Annotated in this window: 16 protein-coding genes; 5 read left to right on the top strand and 11 right to left on the bottom strand. The window is 56.5% G+C overall.

The window, feature by feature from the left end; translation table 11 throughout:
* Positions 1-31 precede the first annotated feature (31 nt).
* The 8 genes from ACFFK0_RS11370 to ACFFK0_RS11335 form a co-directional block, all read right to left on the bottom strand.
* Complete coding sequence (locus ACFFK0_RS11370) at positions 32-1,009, bottom strand: aldo/keto reductase (RefSeq protein ID WP_377470300.1); 978 nt, start codon at positions 1,007-1,009, stop codon at positions 32-34.
* Positions 1,010-1,241: 232 nt separating this feature from the next.
* The gene (locus tag ACFFK0_RS11365; RefSeq protein WP_377470336.1) at positions 1,242-1,529 is read right to left on the bottom strand and encodes a DUF2653 family protein; all 288 of its coding nucleotides are present in this window, start codon (positions 1,527-1,529) and stop codon (positions 1,242-1,244) included.
* Between the two features lie 5 nt (positions 1,530-1,534).
* The gene (locus ACFFK0_RS11360) at positions 1,535-2,275 is read right to left on the bottom strand and encodes a hypothetical protein (RefSeq protein ID WP_377470299.1); all 741 of its coding nucleotides are present in this window, start codon (positions 2,273-2,275) and stop codon (positions 1,535-1,537) included.
* Entirely contained in the window at positions 2,262-2,435 is a 174-nt protein-coding gene (locus tag ACFFK0_RS11355) for a hypothetical protein (RefSeq protein ID WP_377470298.1), read from the bottom strand. The genes ACFFK0_RS11360 and ACFFK0_RS11355 overlap by 14 nt, the downstream gene beginning before the upstream one ends.
* Before the next feature lie 163 nt (positions 2,436-2,598).
* Positions 2,599-3,579, bottom strand: a complete 981-nt coding sequence (locus ACFFK0_RS11350) for an NAD(P)/FAD-dependent oxidoreductase (protein WP_377470297.1) — start codon at positions 3,577-3,579, stop codon at positions 2,599-2,601.
* 215 nt (positions 3,580-3,794) lie between these two features.
* On the bottom strand, positions 3,795-5,120 hold the full coding sequence (locus ACFFK0_RS11345; protein ID WP_377470296.1) for an ABC transporter substrate-binding protein: 1,326 nt from the start codon (positions 5,118-5,120) through the stop codon (positions 3,795-3,797).
* Between the two features lie 140 nt (positions 5,121-5,260).
* Positions 5,261-6,097 carry a carbohydrate ABC transporter permease gene (locus ACFFK0_RS11340; protein ID WP_377470295.1) on the bottom strand — a complete coding sequence of 279 codons (837 nt, stop codon included), beginning with the start codon at positions 6,095-6,097 and terminating at the stop codon, positions 5,261-5,263.
* Positions 6,097-6,975 carry a carbohydrate ABC transporter permease gene (locus ACFFK0_RS11335; protein WP_377470294.1) on the bottom strand — a complete coding sequence of 293 codons (879 nt, stop codon included), beginning with the start codon at positions 6,973-6,975 and terminating at the stop codon, positions 6,097-6,099. The genes ACFFK0_RS11340 and ACFFK0_RS11335 overlap by 1 nt, the downstream gene beginning before the upstream one ends.
* Positions 6,976-7,099: 124 nt before the next feature.
* On the opposite strand from ACFFK0_RS11335, the gene ACFFK0_RS11330 reads away from it, so the two are divergent.
* The 4 genes from ACFFK0_RS11330 to ACFFK0_RS11315 all read left to right on the top strand — a co-directional run bounded on the left by ACFFK0_RS11330 (position 7,100) and on the right by ACFFK0_RS11315 (position 12,130).
* Positions 7,100-8,914 (top strand): cache domain-containing sensor histidine kinase, encoded by a 1,815-nt coding sequence (locus ACFFK0_RS11330; RefSeq protein ID WP_377470293.1) that lies wholly within the window; start codon positions 7,100-7,102, stop codon positions 8,912-8,914.
* Positions 8,911-10,527: a response regulator gene (locus ACFFK0_RS11325; protein WP_377470292.1), complete on the top strand. Its 1,617-nt coding sequence runs from the start codon at positions 8,911-8,913 to the stop codon at positions 10,525-10,527. The genes ACFFK0_RS11330 and ACFFK0_RS11325 overlap by 4 nt, the downstream gene beginning before the upstream one ends.
* A 78-nt stretch (positions 10,528-10,605) precedes the next feature.
* The gene (locus ACFFK0_RS11320; RefSeq protein ID WP_377470291.1) at positions 10,606-11,040 is read left to right on the top strand and encodes a hypothetical protein; all 435 of its coding nucleotides are present in this window, start codon (positions 10,606-10,608) and stop codon (positions 11,038-11,040) included.
* A 19-nt stretch (positions 11,041-11,059) separates the two neighbouring features.
* Positions 11,060-12,130 (top strand): phosphodiester glycosidase family protein, encoded by a 1,071-nt coding sequence (locus tag ACFFK0_RS11315; protein WP_377470290.1) that lies wholly within the window; start codon positions 11,060-11,062, stop codon positions 12,128-12,130.
* Positions 12,131-12,403: 273 nt separating this feature from the next.
* On the opposite strand, the gene ACFFK0_RS11310 is transcribed toward ACFFK0_RS11315, so the two are convergent.
* The 3 genes from ACFFK0_RS11310 to trmL form a co-directional block, all read right to left on the bottom strand.
* Positions 12,404-13,369, bottom strand: coding sequence for an acetylxylan esterase (locus tag ACFFK0_RS11310; RefSeq protein ID WP_377470289.1), 966 nt, complete (start codon positions 13,367-13,369; stop codon positions 12,404-12,406).
* A 120-nt stretch (positions 13,370-13,489) separates the two neighbouring features.
* On the bottom strand, positions 13,490-13,744 hold the full coding sequence (locus ACFFK0_RS11305) for an AbrB/MazE/SpoVT family DNA-binding domain-containing protein (protein ID WP_377470335.1): 255 nt from the start codon (positions 13,742-13,744) through the stop codon (positions 13,490-13,492).
* A 157-nt stretch (positions 13,745-13,901) separates the two neighbouring features.
* Entirely contained in the window at positions 13,902-14,369 is a 468-nt protein-coding gene (gene trmL / locus ACFFK0_RS11300) for a tRNA (uridine(34)/cytosine(34)/5-carboxymethylaminomethyluridine(34)-2'-O)-methyltransferase TrmL (RefSeq protein ID WP_377470334.1), read from the bottom strand.
* A 144-nt stretch (positions 14,370-14,513) separates the two neighbouring features.
* Here trmL and ACFFK0_RS11295 point away from each other — a divergent pair, with 144 nt between their 5' ends.
* The gene (locus ACFFK0_RS11295; RefSeq protein ID WP_377470287.1) at positions 14,514-15,227 is read left to right on the top strand and encodes a response regulator; all 714 of its coding nucleotides are present in this window, start codon (positions 14,514-14,516) and stop codon (positions 15,225-15,227) included.
* Positions 15,228-15,286: the final 59 nt, after the last annotated feature.

Below are 15,286 nucleotides of genomic sequence, written 5' to 3'. Positions count from 1 at the left end.
CGGGCCCCCGGTTATACGGTTATAGAGATTCTTAAGGCATTCTTACGCCGCGTGAAGTAATGTACAAATCGTACCACTCTTCGCGCGTCAGCGTAACGTGATCCGCCTCGGCGCAAGCACGAATGCGCTCCGGATTCGTCGTGCCGATGACCGGCTGAATGCCGGCCGGATGACGCATCAGCCACGCCAAAACGATGGCCTCCAGCGACGTTCCGCGTTCTTCCGCCATGTGCTTCACGAGCGCCGCCGTCTTCCGAACGTTCTCCGGCTGATCGGAAACGTCCTTCCCCGTAAACAGCCCTTTCGCCAGAGGCCCCCACGACTGTACCTGAACGCCTTCCATCCGGCAGTATTCGAGCAGTCCGTCGGCAAAATTATCCTTCAGCCCCGCCGCTTGGTTCACGTGGACGCCCGCGTTGACCCAATCCAGCTTCAGCAGGTTGAGCTCCAGCTGGTTAACGAGCAGCGGCTCGTTCCATGCAGACCGCAGCAGCCGCATTTGCGCGGGGCTCATGTTCGAGACGCCGAAGCCTTTGACTTTGCCCGCTTGCTTCAGCTTGGAGAATGCGCTGGCCACTTCTTCAGGCTCCATGAGCGGATCGGGACGGTGAAGCAGAAGAATATCAAGCGTTTCGATCCCGAGCCGGGTCAAAATTTCATCAACGCTGCTCAAAATATGCTCCTCGGAAAAATCGAACCGGTGCGGCCGCCCCGGTCCCTCCTCGAAACGGATGCCGCACTTCGACTGCAGCACGATCCGGTCGCGCAGCCCCGGCGACTCCTTCAGTACCTGGCCGAACACCTGCTCCGCCTTACCCATCGTATATATGTTGGCATGGTCGAACATCGTTATGCCCGCCTCCAGCGCCGCTTCCACGCCGGCGCGAGCCTTCTTCAGGTCGTCCGCCGTCAGCGGATCGTTGTTCCAGCCCCCGCCAAATCCCATACAGCCAAGCACAATGCGGCTAACGTTAAATCCATGCTTCTCCAATGCAGCAGCGTTCTTCACGAATCATTCGCCTCCCAGCGTATATGTACAGCCAGCTAATACCAATTAGTATAAAGGACGAGGCGGCTACTGACTATTAGGCAAAACGTTTTCACTTACTTTCTTCAACTTAAGCGCAACCATATACGGCCATCACCTGCCGCACCGCCGGGCACTGCAGGACTGTGCACGAGGTCCGCGCAGCAAAGCCCGGAAGCGTCGTCGCCCCCGGGCGCTTATCACGATCCAAAAGCTACAGCTGCGCTACCGCCGTAATGCCTTCCTCTTCGTTAAACAGCAGCTCTACGGACAGCTGGTGTGGATCAAAGGCGTGATAGGAGGCCAAATACATCGCCGCCCCGTCTATCAAATCCTGCTCCGACAAGTCGAACATCCGGCGCTCGCCGGCAAGCTCCACTGTACCGCGTATACCGAAGGCTTCCTCGTACCGTAGCTCGGCCTGCAGCCTCTCGATCGGCACGCGGTATGTCTGGGCCACATAAACGCAAGCGGCATCGATAACATCCGGTTCATCGAACATGATTTTCACCGACGCCACCCGCCTCTGCCGCCATATCCGCCGCCTCCGCCCCTGCCGCCTCCGAACATCCGGCGGATCAAGCGGTATGCAACGAACAGCAGCACAGCCCAAATCAGCAAAGAGAGCAGTGACATGCCGAAGCCGCCGTATCCGCCATATCCGCCGCCGTAGAACCCGGCAAACGGGTTAAACAGATGGCTGAGCACGGCGCCGGCCGCCACTCCCCCGAAGAACGAGCCCGCTCCGCCGCCGAAGAAGCCCCCGCCTGTCGCCGGCGGCGTCCCCGGCCGCGTGACGTTCGGGGAAGGCGTTCTCGTGCCTGTCCGATATCCGGCACCTGTGCCCGGCGTCACGCCGGTGCGTGTCCCGCCGCCGGAAAACGACCCGCCCGGAGACCGGTATGCGCCGCCCGAGCGCGACGCTTCCGCTCTAACAGAACCGCCTTCACCGGCCGGAGCGGGCTCGGGAGCCGCCGCTTCCGGCAGCGGCGTCGTCCCCGTTGCACCCTGCGCCTCGCCAAGCGTACGAACCTTGTCGCCATCCGTGACGACCGGCGGCACGATAGTCGCCGTCCCCATCCAGGCGGGCGTGGCCGGCCGGCCAATAGCTCCCGCAGCTGCTTCCCGATGAGGATCGACCGCCGCCGCCGATCCCCTCTCCGCCGCTCCTAGAACGGAAGACGCCGCCAGCGCCAGTCCGGCGATCCATCCCGCGATGCGCCGCCTGAAGCCTCTATTCCTGCACATTTTCGTCAAATTCGGCAGTCCGGTTCACATGCTGCGCCAGCGCACCGACTGCGTTATCTTCCGAATTCGTCTCGCCGTTCAGCTCTACGCTTGCTTCCATCGCTTCATTAAGCGTTTGCTCGGCATTGCCCTTTTTGTTGTAGTCGCCTTGTCGTACCATCGCTCTCACTCCTCCTTCATGAAGATCGTCAATTACACTCATTAGCTTCTGCCGACCGTCTGCCGTTTATCCCCGTTACCTCGTCTCTCTACTAAGCCTCGCTTCACAGGTCCCTGCACCTCGCATCGATGCCTTGCCCCAATTCCCTGCACCTCTCGCCCCGTTACCTCGCCCCAGCCGCCGCCGCATTCGCTGCGGACCCGCCGGCCCGCTTCTTGTCCCGTTCCTTGAGCCGCTTATGGATCCAGATCGCCGCCTGCTGCCCGTTACCCATCGCAATCGTCAACTGCTCCGAGTGGACGGCGACATCGCCGGCCGCGAATAAGCCGGGCACCGACGTCATCTGGGTCCGCGGTTCGACGACGACATGACCCGATTCCATCCGCTCCGCCCCAAGCAGCTGAAACAGCTTCGTATTCACCGTATTGCCGCCGAACGAAGCAAAGCCCCGTTCTCCGGCCAGCTCCCTGCCGTCCGTCAGCCGAACGGCCTGGAACTCTCCGTCGCCCTTCGTTACTACTTCCGCGATCGTTCCCGTTACGATGTCAACCCCGCCGGCACGAAGCTGCTGCTCCAGCTCAGGAGGAATCGCTTTGGCCGGGCCGCCCTCCCATACGTGATTCACCAGCGTCACCCGATCGGTAAAATACAGCAGCGATACCGCCATTCCCGCGCCGGTCCCTCCCGAGCCGATTACCACCGTGCTTTTGTTCTTGACCTCATACCCGTCGCAGTCAGGGCAAATATAAATGGTTTTACCCAAGCACGGCTTGAGGCCGGGCACCTCGGGAAGCCTGTCGGCGATGCCGGTGGCGATCAGCAGCTCGTCGCACCGGTACACGCCGCTCAGCTTGCCCGTCACCTCGAAGCGTCCGTCCTGAAGTCGCTTCGCATCAACGGCTTCATCCAGAACAAACTGCACGCCAACCTTCTCCGCCTGCCCGCGCCCGATATATCGCAGCTCCTCGCCCGAAATCCCGTTCGGGTACCCAAGCACGTTATGATAGCTCCGGCACAGCGTCGACCGGCCCTCTCCCTTGTCGATTACGACGACTTTACGAAGCGATCGTCCGAGCTGAATCGCCGCTTGCAGCCCGGCAATCCCGCCGCCGATGATGATCGCGTCATATTCCTGCTTGTCCATGTCCGTCACCCTTCCATCCTATTTCATTCGTACGTATAGCTTCCCCCATCCCCTGCGGAACCAATCCAAGCCAAGGATAAACGGCTTACGCCGTCCTCAAGACGGCGCGTTTACCATAGCGGAATCAGCCAAAGTATAACGAATTTTTATACTTTCAGATGTAGGCACAAAAAACCGGCCCTCCCCTTAGAGAAGACCGGTTTTTCCGAAACCTCTTACTTCGCTACGCCTGCTTTTTGCTGATCGAACGACTTCTGCAGCGCTTCAAGCAGCTGCTGCGCATTCATTTTGCCCGCGATGTACGCCTGCAAGTTCGCACCGAACAGCTGCGTCGTGCCTTCCGGCAGACGAGGCCAGTGCCAGCCGAGCACTTTGCCCGCTTTGTTGTAATCCATGATCGCCACTGCGATTTCGCCGACATCGGCAGGATCCGCCGTAACGTTCGTGAATGCCGGAATAAACTTGAACTCCTTCGTCATGTAACGCTTGCCGATGTCGGAGGTAGCCATCCAGTTCAGGAACTCCTTCGCCTCAGCCTTAACTTTGGAGTCCTTGTTGATAACCCAGTTATTCGGTACGCCGACGAACAGCTTATCGTTAGCGGCCGGATCTTCGTTAATCGGCATCGGCAGCACGCCGATCTTGATGTCTTTGTTAATGCCGCTGATCTGCACTTGCGTCCAGTTGCCCTGCTGCATCATGGCCGCTTCGCCTTTCGCGAACTGCGTCACCTGCGTGTTGTAGTCCGTCGTCAGCGGATTTTTCGAAGAATATTTAATCGTCGTATCGAGCAGCTTCACCCAATCGTTGAATACCGCATTGCCCGGAATTTTTTCCGTGCCGGCGTACAGACCCTCGATGTATTTGGCCGGATCGGACTGACGCGCCATCGCAACGTTGACGTTATGGATGCCGAGGATCCACCATTCCTGATAGCCGTTGGAGAACGGTGTAATTCCGGCGGCCTTTAGCTTCTCGGCGGCAGCTTGCAGCTGAGACAGCGTCTTCGGCAGCTCCGTGATGCCCGCTTTGGCGAACAGATCTTTATTGTACAGGAAGCCGTAGCCTTCGACGTTCATCGGCATGCCGTACAGCTTGCCGTTTTTGGTCATTGGTTCCTTCGCCACCGGCAGGACGTTGGCGACCCAAGGCTGGTCGGACAAGTCTTCCAGGCGATCCATCCAGGTGTTCATCTCTTGGAAGCCGCCGTTGTTGAAGATATCCGGCTGGTCGCCGGAAGCAAACTTCGCTTTGAGAGCCGCACCGTAGTCCGCGCCGCCGCCGACCGTTTCGATTTGCAGCTTTACGCCGGGATGGGAGGCTTCGTATTCCGCTTGCATTTTCTTAAGCGCCTCTGCGATCTCGACCTTAAACTGGAAAATCTTGATGGTAACCTCTTTGCCCGCTGCCGCCCCTGTATTTCCCCCGGTAGCCGTGCCTGTGTTCGTGCCGGTGTTGTTGTTATCGTTGTTGCCGCAGCCCGCCGCCAGAAGCGACAAGGAAAGCGCTGCGGAAAGAGCAGTGACCGAAGCCCTTTTCATGATAATGCCTCCCTTTATTTGAATTTCATATTTAGTTTTACAATTTCATATTAAAACATTCATATTTTGTTGTAATGAGAAGATATTGAACGAAACGGTGGAAGAAATTGATTCATGTAACCGCTTGCCGCCCCCCTGTTTTACCCTTTGACCGAGCCCGCCGTAATCCCCTCCACAATATACCTCTGAAGCGCCAGGAAGAAAATGATGATCGGCGTGATGCCCAGCACGAGCGCAGGGAGCGCCAAATCCCACTGCTTTGTGTATTGACCGAAGAACGAGAACGTCGCCATCGGAATCGTTCGCAGCGACGGCCTTTGCAGGATTAGCGAAGGCAGCAGGAAGTCGTTCCAAATCCAAAGCGAGTTCAAAATGATGACCGTCACAAACATTGGCTTCAATAGCGGCAGAACGATCCGGAAAAACACCCCGTACGGAGACGAGCCGTCGACAACGGCCGATTCTTCGACTTCCAGCGGTATCGATTTGACGAAGCCGTGGAACAGGAACAGCGAAAGCGGGATGCCGAAGCCGAAATAGCACACCGTGAGACCCCAAATGCTGTTCAGCAAACCGAAGTTATACGTGACCTTCACGAGCGGAATCATGATCGATTGGAACGGAATGACCATAGCCGCTACGAAAAGACTGAACAAGAACCGGTTTATCCTTGTATTCCTTCGAACCATCCGGTATGCGGCCATAGAGGCGAACAGCACAATACCGATGTTGCTGAGAACCGTAATTTGCAGCGAGTTCCAGAAGACATGCGGGAAATTCGTAATTTTCCATGCTTTGCTGTAGTTTTCGAAATGGAACTCGTTCGGCCAGCCGGCGGAATCGGACAGCAGCTCGCCGAAGCTCTTGACCGAGTTCACGAATAGGAAGTAGAACGGCACCAGAAACAAAATCGCGATAATCACGGTGATGACTTCAATCGTCAGCCATCGCAAGCCGTATCGATTTCCTGTATCCATTACGCTTCAACCTCCTTGCTCTTCGTCACGCGCACCTGAATCGACGTCACGATCGCGACGATCAGGAAGAATAGCAGCGCCTTCGCAGTACCGAGACCGTAACGGTTGTTCTGGAACGCTTCATTATAGATATTAAGCGCAAGCGATTCGGTTGACCGAAACGGCCCGCCCTTTGTCAGCGACAAGTTCAGATCGAACATCTTGAACGACCACGATATCGCAAGGAACAGGCATACGGTAACCGCCGGCATAATGAGCGGCACGATCACGTTGCGCAGCAGCGTCCATGCACTCGCTCCGTCGATGTGAGCGGCTTCGATCAGCTCCTTCGGAACGTTGGTGAGAGCGGCGATGTAAATGACCATTAAATAGCCGGCCGCCTGCCACGTAAACACGATGATAATGCCCCAGAAGCCGGTCGCTTCATCGCCGAGCCACGGCAGCTGGAACAAAGGCCAATTCGTCACCTCGCCGACGGCGGCAAAGCCTTTGACGAAAATGAACTGCCAGATGAAGCCGAGCAGCAGGCCGCCGATGACGTTCGGCATGAAGAAAATCGTTCTGAGCGCATTGCGCAGCTTGAGCGGTCTGGTCAGCAAGAAAGCCAGTCCGAAGCCGACGAGATTGGTTACAATGACACCGACGACGGTGAATCGGGTCGTAAACCAGAAAGATCGCCAAAAGTCTTGATCATTCGCAAAGATCGTCTTAAAATTAGCGAAGCCGACCCACGTCACCGTTCCCGAAACGCCGTTCCAGCTTGTAAACGAATAGTACATGCCCAGCAAGAACGGCAAAATCATGATGATGGTGAAGAATACAAGAGCCGGTCCCACGAAAACAAGCTGCTGGACGAACTCGGATCCTTTTCTGTTCATATTGCTCCCTCCTAAAGATTGGTGATATCAGTATAGGACTCGGCTGACGGCGTCAGCCACTCATGCCTGTGATACGTTAGGTGGAATATATTGACCTGCCGATGCTGCGGAAAGAAGGAAGCTTATGATGATACGGACAACCAGTATCCGTACGAAGTTAATCGCGCTGATGCTGATCGCCACGGTCATTCCGACCGTCCTCTCGATGGCGATTACTTATGCCTATACGAAGGAAACGCTCAAGAACCGGACGGTTCGCGAGAATGCCAACCTTCTTTTCCAGGCCAGATCCAACATTGTAAACTACATGAACTCATTAAATCAGACCACCTTCCTCGTTTATAACGGCCGGCCATTCCAAACCTCCGATTCGATGCTGAGAATCATGCAGACGGGGGCCGACGATTATGTCAGCCGTGGCGAATTGTATACGTCACTGCAAAATATTTTGCACGCGGTCAAGGGGACGTTCCAGGTCAGACTTTATGTGAACGCCTCCAAGCAAACGACGCTGCTGATTAACGACTCGGCCAAGCGGAGCTATCAAGAGCAAAACGAGGTTACTTTTCCGCCAGGAGTCGACTCTTATGTACAGCCTTCCCACGAAAGCAGCTATTACGGGATGCAGCAGCAGTTTCCTTATTATCCCCCTGAAACGGTCATCTCCATGCATCGGATTATCTACGACGTTCCCTCCACTAAAGTGCTCGGAACGCTATCGATTGATGCAGGGCTCGACGTTTTGCGGGAAATTTGCGACCCGCTCGTCGTACAGGACCGGGAAGAGCTTTACTTGCTTAACGAACAAGGACAAATCATCTATACGACCGCGAATGAACCGGAACGTGCGCAAATGTCAGCCTGGCTGCACGTCATGCTGCAGCGTCACGCCGCACCGGAAGGGAGCTTCGACGGCGATCAAGCCACGCATGTGTATACGCGCATGGAAACCCCGTATATGAACTGGGTTCTCGTGAAGCGGGTGCCCGATGCTTTCCTGTACGAAAGCGCCCGTGAATTGAATTTGATTCTGATGGCCATTGCCGTCGTATCTCTGCTGATCATCGTTGCGGCTACGCTTGCGATCAGCCTGCGCATCACGTCGCCGATCAAACGGCTGATCGGGTATATTACCAAGATTCAAACCGGACGGCTGGATGTCCGGATCGCCGTCGACTCGCAGGATGAGATCGGTATTCTGGCGCAGCGTTTCCAATCGATGATGGAAACGATCAACAACCTTGTCTTGAAGGAGTACAAGCTCGAGCTGGCGAATAAGACGAACGAATTGAAAGTGCTGCAGGCCCAGGTCAATCCTCATTTCCTGAACAATGCGCTGCAGTCGATCGGCACGCTGGCGCTAAGGCTCGGCGCGACGCAAATTTATTCGCTCCTGTCCTCTCTCGCGCGTATGATGCGGTACAACATGACAACCGAAACGACCGTGCCGCTTAAGAAAGAGCTGGAGCACGTCAAAGCGTATCTCGCCCTGCAGAAGCAGCGCTTCGACGATCAGGTCGACATTGTCTACGAGCTGGACGAGCAGACGTACGATTGCCTAGTGCCGAAGATGATTGTACAGCCGATTGTCGAAAATTATTTCAAACATGCGTTCCATCAAGCCGGGGGAAGCGAAGGCACTATCGGTAAGCTGACGGTCCGCAGCGAACAGATCGGCGATATGCTGCGCTTGACGATCGAAGATAACGGCCCCGGCATTTCGCCGGGCCGGCTGGAGCTGCTCCGGGCGGAGCTCGCTCAAGGAGCCGGAGCCGCCCCCGGCGAGGAAGAGGGCATCGGCCTTCGCAACGTGCAGCAGCGGCTTCGCCTTTATTTCGGCGAGCGGGCCGGGCTGACCGCGGCCAATGCCGCTGACGGCGGCGCTGTCGTGCACATCGAGGTCCCCATCCAGAAGGACACGGAGGCGAATCCCATATGAAGCTGTTGGTAGTCGACGATGAGAACCATGTCCGGGAAGCGATGAGGCTGCTGATCGATTTCGAGCGGCACGGCATCACGACCATGCTCGAAGCCGCGGACGGCAATTCGGCGATCGGGCTGATTGCCGAGCATAAGCCCGAGATCATCGTCACCGACATGATGATGCCTTCGGGCAGCGGCGCTCAGCTGCTCGAATGGTTATATGCGAACGCGCCGGAGAGCAAGACGATCGTCATCAGCGGACACGACGACTTCTCTTTGGTGCGGCATACGGTTCAATATGGCGGAACGGACTACATTTTGAAGCCGATCGATCCTGGCCAGCTCAACGCGGCAATCGCCAAAGCGAGGGCTGCCTGGCTTCGCGAGGAGAACGAACGGCGGCAGGAGCGGGAGCGCCGGATCGAAATCAACGAGATCAAGCCGGTGTTCTGGGACAAGGAGCTGTCTGCGCTTCTGCAAGACCCGGGGCGGTTCCGGCAAGTCGCGGCGAGATTGCAGAAGGAATTCGGGCTTCCTCCTGACGCTGCTCATGCGCAGGTCGTTACGACTCGCATGGACATGATGGAGAAGAAGCTGAAGGAACGGTTCGGGATGTCTCAAGAACTGCTCGCCTTCTCGCTCGTGAACATATGCAACGAATATTTGCAGCGCGGCCGCGGCGGGGTCGCTTTCCGCTACTGGGACGGCAGCGAGATCGTGCTGCTGCTGTGGAGCGGACTGAACCGTACGACCGCTCTGCTCGAGCAGATCAACGAAGGGATGGCGGCCACGCTGCGCACGCGGCTGCACTTCGGTATCGGCAGCGCTCGGCCGCTCCCGGGCGAATTGCCGCTTTCCCATCAGGAAGCGCAAGCTGCGCTGCAGCACCGAAACCTATTGGTCAAGCACGTATGGCTGCACCGGCCGCCGGAGCAAGCCGCGCCGGTCCGTCCGTTGTCGCTCACCGAATATGAAGGGCAGCTGCTGCTTGCTGTGAGAAGCGGCTCCGCCGAGCATATCCAAGCAGCCCTGTCCCCCTGGTTCGAAGCGGTCCGGCGGCTGCAGGTCATCCGCATGGATCAGATCGAGCGGTGGCGCGAGGAATTCACCGTCATGCGGAGGGCTTGGCTTCGTCAGCTGGCTCCCGGCTCGGATGCCCTGGCGGATATGCGCTTCGAGGAGGAGGACCGGGAGACGATCGTAGCTCTTGACGAGAACGGCCAATTCTCCGTCACCCGCTGGCAGCAGCAGCTCACGGACCGGTTCGTCAAGCTGTCGGCATTGCTGCTCCAGGCACAGCAGAGGGAAGGCAGCTCGATTCACGATATCGCCAAATACATTGAAACGCACTATCGCGAGGATTTGTCGCTGCAAGACATAGCTGCCAAATTTTTCTTAAGCCGTGAGTATATTTCCAGAAAATTCAAGCAGGAATTCGGCGTCAACCTGTCCGACTTTCTGACTGACATCCGTATGCAGAAGGCGCGGCTGCTGCTCGCGAATCCGAACCTGCGGATCGTCGACGTCGCCGATGCTGTCGGCTATCAAGACGAAAAATATTTCAGCAAAGTGTTCAAGAAAGCGTGCGGCAGCTCGCCCGCCGAATACCGCAAGCAAGCGGTCAAATAACCGCGAACGATGCACCCATGTGTCAGATTGTGGTATACTGGTCAATAGATTTATAGGTTTTGAGGTGAGTGAAGCAACATGGATACGCTGATCGAGAGAGCGGAAGGCATCCAAGCCGGACGCGCGGCGAAGTCCGGTACGAAGTCGAAGCGGCGGACATATATCACGCTGCTGGCGGGTTGGGTTGTGCTGATCGGCATCGGCGCCACCGGAGCCAAGCTGTACACGGATTACGTCAAAGCGCAAATCGCTCAAGATATCGCCGACCAGACCGAACGTCAGCTCCAGGCTATTCAGGCCGATTACCAGCTCCAGGTCAATCAGCTCCGCGACAGTGTAACGGGCGATATGGCAGCGCTGCAGACGAAGGTCGATACGCTTAATGAGCTGCTTACCTTCGTTAAAGACAGCGCCTCGAACAAGACGGACAACAGCAACCAGCTGTACACGCAGCTGAACGATGTGAAGAAGCAGCTCGACGAGCTCAAGACGAATTTGGATATGCTGAAGTAAGGAAGGCGGTTTCATACCTATGGCGAATCCGGTCCAATTGATGAACCGTCTCTTCCTTCTCGCCTGCGCCCCGTTCCTGGGCGGTCTTCTCTGGCTGTTCACGATGCAGACGAATGTAGCCGTCCCGCAGCTCCACAGCTCGCTCGCCGGCGGCGGGAATGCCGCTGGCACGGGCATCGGCGGAATCTCCGCCAAGCTGGAGCAGGCGCAGGACGCGGCCGGCCAAACGAAGAGCGTCATCGAGAAATTTTATCAAATGTACGAACAGAGTTCTGTCGTCACCGCCGAGCTGCTTAAGACCGCTGCGCTTCAAGCGGCGCGGCCGGCGGCCGTCTATGACATGAGGGTTACCGCTAAGCTCGGCACACCGATCAAGCAGGCCTCGTCTGGCAATATTGAGCTGAAGCTGTTCAATCTGGACGGAGACCGCTATAACGGCTATGCCCTGAAGGTGAATCTTAAGACCGATAAAGCGATGAAGATGGTGCTCGGCAAGGACAAGCTCGGGTCTTCCGAGACAACGCTGGATGCGGCGCGCCGGTACGGAGCGGTAGCCGGGGTCAACGCCGGCGGCTTCGCCGACGACAATACCGGACGGTATCCGCTCAACACGACGGTGCTTGCCGGCAAATATTTGACCGGCTTCTTTCCGAGCCGCAACGATGAGACGTTTATCGGTATTTCCACGAGCCGCAAGCTGATCGGCGGCAAATTCAGCAAGCAGGAGGACCTGGATAAGCTGAGCCCGGCGTTCGGCTCCACGTTCGTCCCCGTTTTATTGAAAGGCGGCGTCAAACAGCCGATTCCGGCGCAATGGCAGACTTCGCCCGCCCGCGCAGCCCGTACCGTCGTAGGCAACTATAAGCACGACCAGCTGCTGTTCATCGTGACGGACGGCTACGATGAGAGCGGCAACTCCGGCGCGACGCTAGCCGAGCTTCAAGACAAGATGGTTTCGCTGGGCATCAAGGACGCCTATAATCTGGACGGCGGCGGTTCCTCGACGCTCGTCTGGGAAGGCCAAGTGATCAACCGCCCGTCGGACGGCAAACTGCGGCCGCTGGCGACGCATTATTTGTTTTTCCGGTGATTGTTCACATTTTCGCCGTTTTCATTTGTGCGGGCCTTGGGTATAATAGGGGTAGTCTGTCGATCGGATTGTGCATTGACCGTTCAGTCACATTAATCAGGAGGTGCGCCTCATGTCTGCTGCGTTCTGGCTTACGATGATTACATGCGCGTTGTTCCTAGCGGCGATTCTTACGGCTGCTTATAACGAAGACAAGACATCGGGGCTGTAAGCCTCGCAAAGAGAATCCCCCTGTCCCGCTTATCGCGAGGCAGGGGGATTTGTTTTTCACAGTCAGCTGCTAAGTTCGAGCATGAATTGAACAATTTTGTCATGCATTCCCGGTAGTCCTTCGTGGGCAAAATCCGGATAGATCTCCAGCTGCTTCGGCGCCGTGATCTTGTTGTAGGCTGCGAATTGAGTCGACGGCGGGCAGACCGTATCCATGAGGCCGACCCCCATGAGCACATCGCCGCGGATTCGCGAAGAGAGGTGCTGGATGTCGATATAACCGAGCCGGGTGAACACCTCATCTTCCCGTACATGCTGCGGATCGAAGTGGCGGAAATACGTGCGCAGCTCGGCATAGGCGTCCTTGGCGAGGTCCATCTGCCATACGCGCTTGTAATCGCTGAGGAACGGATATACCGGGGCGAGCTTGCGGATGCGCGGCTCCAAAGCGGCGCAAGCGATCGTCAGCGCGCCGCCCTGCGACCACCCTGTCGCCCCGACACGCGTCTCGTCTACCTCCGGGAAGCCCATCACAATGCCGGCCAGCTGTGCCGTATCCAGGAAAATATGGCGGAACAGCAGGTTGTCCGGATCGTCCGACAAGCCGCGTATGAAGTGGCCATGATGCGTCGTCCCTTTTACCCCGCCCGTATCCTCGGACAAGCCGCCTTGACCGCGGCAATCCATCGATGCGATCGAGAAGCCAAGCGCCGCGTAGACAAGCTTATCGTGCCAATCGCCTGAGTTCCCCGTATAGCCGTGGAACTGCACGAGAGCCGGGTGCTCGCCTTGAACCCCCTTCGGACGGACGTATTTGGCATGAATGCGCGCGCCCCGTACACCGGTGAAGTACAGATCGAAGCATTCCGCGAACGGAACCTGAAATGCGCTCGGAATGAGCTCAACCTGCGGATCAACCGCTTTCATTTCGGCCAGCGCCCGTTCCCAGTAAGCATCGAAATCCGCCGGTCGCGGATTCACTCCCTCATAACTGTACAGCTTCTCAAGCGGCATATCGACTAATGGCATGCAATCGAGCTCCTCTCGTCGTATCAATTATCGCATGAAGCAGGGAAAAGCACCCCAGACCTCAGCGTGTTCGACTCAGGCGGTGGTGCTTTTGCAGCTCCATATCATGTTCATTCTTATTTATGCGCGTTCCTTCAATCCATTCATCTCGGTCAAACAATTTGCACAAATATGGCGCTCTTTAAATTCCGAGACCCGATCCATATTGCCGCAAAATACGCATTTCGGACGATATCTCTCCAAAATGATATGGTCGCCCTGAACCAGAATTTCCACGGGATCCCCCTCGTTCATCTGGTACCTCTTCCGCAGCGACTTGGGCAGTACAATACGCCCCAGTTGGTCGACTTTCCTCACAACTCCTGCCGGCTTCATCATCGGTTTCTCACCTCGCTCCTGCCAAAATGCTGACTGCAACGAAAGACCTATCTTCCCTTACTTATTCGGCATCCTCGGTGAAAATCCTTCCGATTTTTGGCTGGATGGAGTCCGATTTGCATAAATTTTCTTTAGATTTCTTCTATTATGCGGGCTAGGTTAATCCTTCAAACCCCGTTTGCCGCAAAGCCTCGTACAGCATGATCGCCACCGAATTCGACAAGTTCAGCGACCGGACCGCGCTCGTATCCATCGGCATGCGCAGCAGCGTATCGGGATGAGCCGCGAGAATATCCGGGGACAATCCCTTCGTTTCTTTGCCGAACACGAGAAAATCGCCGTCCTGGAATTGATAGTCCGTATATCGTTTCGTCGCTTTCGTCGTCGCAAAGAAAAACCGGGAGCCCCGATATTTCTCTTCCACCTCGGCGAACGAATCGTGCACCTCCAGCTTCACGGAGGGCCAATAATCGAGTCCCGCACGCTTCAGCGTCCGATCGTCAATGTCGAACCCGAGCGGTTTGACAAGATGCAGCCAGGCGCCGGTCGCGGCACAGGTGCGGGAGATGTTGCCGGTATTAGCCGGGATTTCCGGCTCCACGAGTACGATATGAAACGCCATCTTGCTCACTTCACCTCTTCGATTATGTAAGTATATCTGGCCGGTCCAGGCCGATTTTACACAGCGTTTACGTGATCTTAATATGCGGATGATAGAGCTCTTGCATAATGAGAATACCTTCACTAATAAAGGAGCACGCCCGGCATGAAGAAAAAAATTCTGGTCGTAGACGACGAACCCTCGATCTCGATGCTGATCGAATTCAATCTAAAGTTAGTTGGCTATGACGTACATTGCGTATACGACGGCGAAGCCGTATTCGACGCGATCCAACAGTTCCGTCCCGACCTGATCGTGCTGGATCTCATGCTGCCCAAGATGGACGGACTTCAAGTATGCCGCAAGCTTCGCAACCAAAACAACCTTGTCCCGATTATTATGCTGACCGCCATGCAGGACTTATCCGACAAAATCGCAGGTCTCGACAACGGCGCTGACGACTATATGACCAAGCCCTTCTCTCCGCAGGAGCTGATCTCCCGCATTCAAGCCATTATGCGCCGGCTGCAGGCTCTGCCGTCCGCTTCAGACTCCGCTCCTGTCGTCATCGGCGACATTTCGATTCAGCCTGAAGGCCGTGAAGTTACCGTCAAGGGCAAGCCGATCGAGCTGACGCCGAAGGAGTTCGAGCTGCTGCTCTTCCTTTGCAAGCACCGCGGTAAAGTGCTGAGCCGCCAACAGCTGCTGCACGGCGTATGGGACTATCATTTCCTCGGCGATACGCGCATTGTCGACGTTCATATTTCTCATCTGCGCGATAAAATCGAGACCAACGCCCGCAATCCGGAGTATATCGTTACGGTGCGGAATGTCGGCTACAAGCTGACCGAACCGGTTGTGAAAGAAGTGCTCGCTTAATGGACGACTGAAGGCTCCACTGCCGCAAGGCACTGGAGCCTTATTGCCGTTTCTCGACA

Source organism: Paenibacillus chartarius (assembly GCF_042432825.1).
GTDB lineage: Bacteria > Bacillota > Bacilli > Paenibacillales > NBRC-103111 > Gordoniibacillus > Gordoniibacillus chartarius.
The sequence above is the reverse complement of the archived record's forward strand: the minus strand, read 5'-3'. Positions and strand labels throughout refer to the sequence as shown.